Here is a 5,469-nt window from a genome sequence, read left to right as displayed (position 1 = left end):
CGAGGGCGCGACGCTCAACATGGAGCTGACCGCCGATATCGGGAAGGGCTATGTCCCTGCGACCGCGAACCGGCCGGCCGACGCGCCGATCGGCCTGATCCCGGTCGACTCGCTCTACTCGCCGGTGCGCCAGGTCAGCTACAAGGTCGATCCGACCCGCGTCGGGCAGGATCTGGATTATGACCGCCTGACGCTGACGGTCGAGACCGACGGCACCGTCACGCCGGAGGACGCGGTGGGCTATGCCGGCCGCATCCTGCAGGACCAGCTGGCGTTGTTCGTCCAGTTCGACGAGGGCGTGGTGCAGCGTTCGGCCCCGATCGGCCAGGCGGCGGTGCCGGTGCCGGTGGGCGAGCCGATCGGCGACACCCAGCAGATCAACCGCTACCTGCTCAAGAAGGTGGACGAGCTGGAGCTGTCGGTGCGCTCGGCGAACTGCCTGAAGAACGACAACATCATCTATATCGGCGATCTGGTCGGCAAGACCGAGGCGGAGATGCTGCGCACTCCGAACTTCGGCCGCAAGAGCCTGAACGAGATCAAGGAAGTGCTGTCCTCGATGGGGCTGCGGCTGGGGATGGAGATCCCGGGCTGGCCGCCGGAGAATATCGAGGAAATGGCCAAGAAGCTCGAACAGGAGATCATGGGCTAAGCGGCACGCGCGGAGCGCAGCTCCGCGCGAGACCGCGCCAGCCCGGCCGGCGGGGCGGCGCGCCGCGCGAGCGGCAAGCCGAACCCGTCCGACGACCCCGTCGCGCAAGCGGCGGGGTTTCTTCTTGCCCGCAGGCGGATAGCGCAAGCTATCCGCGTCGCGGCGATGACCCGGCGGCTTCGTGCGAGCGAGGACCGACGAAGGCCCGGCCGCCGCCTGTGCGGGGCCGGGCTGTTCGTTGGGCCGGGCCCCCGCCTGTGCCAATCGGCGCGGCCGAAGCCATGCATGGCGGCGATGCGTCCGCTATCTGCCCGTCAATGCAAGAGGATCCCGCCTGGCCGATGCTGTTCGACGGGCCGGTCGATACCCGCCGACGTGCGCATGGCGGGCCTTCGCAATCTACGCCGGCTTACCCTATCACGTGCGCCGTTGCCCGGTCGCCGATGTCGTGGTGCGTAGCAGCCGCAAAAGCCGTCGACCTCTTGGTCGACGGCTTGCCGTCAGCCATTGCCGGAGTGGAGATCAGCCGGTGTAGGACACTCGCGTATCGACCTTGCCGCGACGGCGCATCACGCCGCCCACGGCGCCGAACCCCAGGATCATCAGCGCCCATGAGGCGGGTTCCGGCACCGCGCCGGCGTTACCGGTGACGAAGCGGATCGTGTCCAACTCGTCATCGGTCGTGAACGTGCCGGCGACGGTTCCCGTCGTGTTCACGAAGCCGATGAACGCGCTGTCGGGACGTCCGGGAACGGCGAAACTGCCCGTCGCTTCTCCGAAACCATAGCCTATGGTCCGCGCGCCATAGTACGACCCGAGAAAGAACCCGACGGCCGAAGCGGTGCTGCTGATCCGTAACGTGGCCTGTGAATAAAGGTAAGGTACGCCAGCCCCGAATGCACCGTCATTGTAACCTCGCACGGGGCCCATGAACGTCACCGGTCCAAGCGTGTAGGATGGCGTAACGGGCGTCATCCCGTCAAACGGGAAGGCATAATCGGTCGCCCCCGTGATCGCCGCGCGGAATGCCGCTTCGCTGGTGTAGGCGGTGGTCGCCGCATGCGCGGGAGCCGCAGCCAATATCGTGGTCGCCAGCGCGGCGGCCGTGACTGCCTTGATGATCTTCATGCTTGTTCCCCCATCTACGCCCCGCGGGATGCGCGGCGTCGCCAACTCTGGTCATGCGCCATCTAGCGCAATGACCGGGCGGGACGGTTACAGCCGCGTCTCTCTCCTCGGCTGAATCTTACAGCGCCGTCTCGATTTTCGCGCGCAGCCCACGAAGCCGTGCATGGCGACCACGACTCCGCTATCCGCCGGTCAATGCACGACAATCCCGCCTTGCCGACAGTGACGTTCGACGGCGGGTCGATTCCCGCCGAGGCGCGGATGAAGGCATTCGCGCAATTGAATCCCTTCTATGACGTGCGCCCGCTGGCCGGTCTGAGCGCGGCCGATTTCGACGTGACGACGCGGGTATGGCTGTTCGCCGACCTCGTGGTCCATACCAGCCGCATCACCCCGATCGAGATCGAGCGGACGCCCCGCCATCGCGCCGCCGACGGGCGCGATACCTATAGCTTCATCCTGATGCGCGAAGGCGGCTGGTCCGGCGTGGCCGGAGGTCGCGAAATCCAGGTGGGCACCGGCCAGGTGGCGGTGATGGACTTCGCCGGCGACTGGCGGGTCGCGGGCACGGCGCAGGACAATATCTTCCTCGTCGTGCCGCGCGCCGCGCTGGCGGGCGTCCTGCCGCAGATGCCCGCGCTGCATGGCCGCACGCTGGACGGGGCCGGCGGCCGGCTGCTCGCCGAATATATGCTGGCACTTGCCCGACACCTGCCTGACATGACGGTGCGCGACGCGCCGATCGTGCGGGAAGCGACGATGGCGCTGATCGCCGGCGCCGTCGGTCAATTGTCGTTCGACGAGCCGGCGCCCGCGGTTGCCGGCAATCCGAGGGTGCGCGCCTATATCGAGCAGCATCTGACCTCGGCCGATCTCGACGTGACGCGCATCTGCCGCGACCTGAACATGTCGCGCGCCGCGCTCTATCGAAGCTTTGCCGGCGCGGGCGGGATCGCGGCCTATATCAGGCGGCGACGCCTGGAAGCCGCGCATGCGCACATCGCGGACGAGACCGACGGCGCCCGCGTGGCGGAAGTGGCGGAAACCTATCGCTTCAGCAGCCACGCCCATTTCACCACCGCCTTCGGCCGGCATTTCGGCTATACCCCGCGCGAGGCGCGCGGATCGTCATCGCGCAGGGGCGAGGCGGCGGCGGTGTTCGCCCGATGGACGACGATGCTGACGCCGTGAGCGGCGGTGGCGGCCGATCGGTGGTTCAGAACGCCATCGCGCGGACGAGGCTCCGGCGCAGGCGATCGGTCGCGCGCGAGATGGCGAGCAACTGGTTCTTCAGTTCGAAGCGGAGGTGGATCACTTGCGCCAGCGGCGTGATGTTCGCTTATGAACCAAAGAGGTTACTTCCCTTGACAGCGCCGCGCTTTTCAGGCTAACTCCGCCATGCTGGGCCACTGCGCCGATCGGCTGGACCCGACCAAGGGGAGCAAGAACATGACCGGAACACGACGGTCCGTCGCCACGTGGCGGCGGGCGTTTTTGCGTTCGCTGGCGCGGGGCGTGAGCATCGCGCACGCGGCGCGGGAGGCGGGGATCGATCCGGCGTCGGCACATCATGCCAGGAAGCGGGACGCGGCGTTCGCCGCGGCCTGGACCAGGGCGCGGGAGAAGGGGGTGGTGTGCCTGACGCAGGGCGAGCCGCGGCTCGCGCCCACCGAGGTGGTGCGCGCATCGAAGGACGGGCGGCTCCGCATCACGCGCGCCGGACCGGGGCGGTGGAGCCGGGCCAGGGAGGAGCTGTTCCTGGAGACGCTGCGCGCGACTGCCAACGTCAGCGCGGCGTGCCGGGCGGCGGGGGTGTCGAACGCGGCAGTCTATACCCGCCGGGCGCGCTGGCCGGGGTTCGCGGCGCATTGGGCGGAAGCACTGGAGCAGGGCTATCACCGGCTGGAGGCGCTGTTGGTCGAGAATGCGACGATCGTGCTGGACCCCGGGCGGGGAGACGACGTCGTGACCGACGCCGCCGCGGACGGGAAGCAGCCCGCGTTCGTGTCGCCGATGACGGTGGATCAGGCGATCACCGTCTTCCGCATGCATCAGGCGCGGGTGACGGGCGAGGGGCGCCGGGGGCGGCACGACTGGCGGCGCGAGACCAGCATGGCGGACGTGCGCGCCGAGATACTCAAGCGGCTCAAGGCGCTCAAAGGATGAGCGAAGGTATCGACTGGCGGGCGCGGGTGGACGCGCTGTCGGCCGACAAGCTGGAGACGCTGATGGCGTCGCTGCCCGAGCATGTCGCGGCGCGCTGGGCGGAGGAATGAGGCGAATGGGCGCATGACGGGCAGACGCCGCCCGGCGACGACTGGCGGACCTGGGTCATCATGGGCGGGCGCGGATTCGGCAAGACGCGGGCGGGGGCGGAGTGGGTGTTGGGGCAGGTGAGGAAGGCCGCCGCTGGTCGCCCTCACCCTTCCGCCGCCTTGCGGCCCCCTCCCGCTCCCCCCCGGGAAGGGATGAGGATCGCCCTCGTCGGCGCGACGATCGACGAGGCTCGCGCGGTCATGGTCGAAGGCCCGAGCGGCATCCTCGCCTGCGCGCGTAACCGCGAGATCCAGCGCTGGTCACCCGCCGAGCGGCGGCTGGTGTTCGCCAGCGGGGCGGTGGCGCATCTGTTTTCCGGGCGGTCGCCGGAGCAGCTGCGGGGGCCGGAGCACGACTTTGCCTGGGCGGACGAGCTGGGGAAGTGGGCGAAAGCGCAGGCGACGTGGGACATGCTCCAACTCGGCCTGCGGCGGGGCGCATGGCCGCGCGCGGTGGTGACGACGACGCCCTCGCCCGAGCCGGCGCTCCTGCGGCTGTTGCGCGCGGCGGGGACGGTGACGACGGGCGGGGCGACGCACGCCAATCCGCATCTGCCGGCGCGCTTCGTCGCGGCGGTGGAGGAGGCTTATGGCGGCACGCGGCTGGGCCGGCAGGAGATCGAGGGCGTGCTGCTGACCGACCGCGAAGGCAGCCTGTGGCCCCGCGACCTGATCGAGCGCTGCCGCGGGATGCCGGACGCGGCCAGCTGGACGCGCGTGGTGGTGGCGGTCGACCCGCCGGCGAGCGCGGGCGGCACGTGCGGCATCGTCGCGGCAGCGGTCGACCGGTCCGGGGTCGGCTGGGTGTTGGCGGATGCCTCGGTGACGGGCTGCTCGCCCGACGGCTGGGCGGCGGCGGTGGCACGTGCGGCGGCGGCGTGGGGCGCGGACCGGGTGATCGCGGAGGCCAACCAGGGCGGCAACATGGTGGAGAGCGTGCTCAAGGCCGCCAACCGGGTGCTGCCGGTGCGGCTGGTCAACGCGTCGCGCGGCAAAGCGGCGCGCGCGGAGCCGGTGGCCGCGTTGTTCGAGAGCGGACGGGCGCGGCTGGGGGGCGTGTTTCCGGCGCTGGAGGCGCAACTCGCGGCGTTCACCGCGGGTGGCTATGCGGGCGAGGGCTCGCCGGACCGGGGCGATGCGATGGTCTGGGCGCTGTGGGCGCTGTGCCTGGAGGAGCGCGGGCCGCCGCGCGTATTGACTTTCTGAGGCTTTTGCGGTGTAGGGCGGGGTCCGCGCGGGTTCCTTCCGCCGGGGCCGGCGTGCCTGATACGGCGCCGGCACGAACCTGAAAGGACTATCCCATGCGTCATCGCGTCGGGGGGCGTAAGCTCCAGCGTACTTCGGCCCATCGTGCGGCGCTGTTCCGCAACATGG

5 protein-coding genes and 1 pseudogene are annotated in these 5,469 nt (G+C 70.1%); 5 read left to right on the top strand and 1 reads right to left on the bottom strand.

What is annotated here, in order from left to right:
- Positions 1-652: DNA-directed RNA polymerase subunit alpha (locus ACFE64_RS14875; RefSeq protein WP_375393238.1), on the top strand; the 652-nt coding region annotated here is incomplete at its 5' end.
- A gap of 522 nt (positions 653-1,174) precedes the next feature.
- Here ACFE64_RS14875 and ACFE64_RS14870 read toward each other — a convergent pair.
- On the bottom strand, positions 1,175-1,780 hold the full coding sequence (locus ACFE64_RS14870; RefSeq protein WP_375393237.1) for a PEPxxWA-CTERM sorting domain-containing protein: 606 nt from the start codon (positions 1,778-1,780) through the stop codon (positions 1,175-1,177).
- A gap of 195 nt (positions 1,781-1,975) precedes the next feature.
- Between ACFE64_RS14870 and ACFE64_RS14865 the strand changes: the two genes are divergently transcribed.
- The 4 genes and pseudogenes from ACFE64_RS14865 to ACFE64_RS14850 all read left to right on the top strand — a co-directional run.
- Positions 1,976-2,971, top strand: a complete 996-nt coding sequence (locus ACFE64_RS14865; protein WP_375393236.1) for a helix-turn-helix domain-containing protein — start codon at positions 1,976-1,978, stop codon at positions 2,969-2,971.
- Positions 2,972-3,295: 324 nt separating this feature from the next.
- The gene (locus ACFE64_RS14860; RefSeq protein WP_375393235.1) at positions 3,296-3,946 is read left to right on the top strand and encodes a hypothetical protein; all 651 of its coding nucleotides are present in this window, start codon (positions 3,296-3,298) and stop codon (positions 3,944-3,946) included.
- 170 nt (positions 3,947-4,116) lie between these two features.
- Entirely contained in the window at positions 4,117-5,301 is a 1,185-nt protein-coding gene (locus ACFE64_RS14855) for a terminase large subunit domain-containing protein (protein WP_375393234.1), read from the top strand.
- A gap of 95 nt (positions 5,302-5,396) precedes the next feature.
- Positions 5,397-5,469: pseudogene (locus tag ACFE64_RS14850) on the top strand (50S ribosomal protein L17); the annotation flags it as partial.

This window comes from uncultured Sphingomonas sp. (genome assembly GCF_964250165.1).
Taxonomy (GTDB): Bacteria; Pseudomonadota; Alphaproteobacteria; order Sphingomonadales; family Sphingomonadaceae; genus Sphingomonas.
Note: the sequence above shows the minus strand (reverse complement) of the source record. Positions and strands in the feature narration are given on the sequence as shown.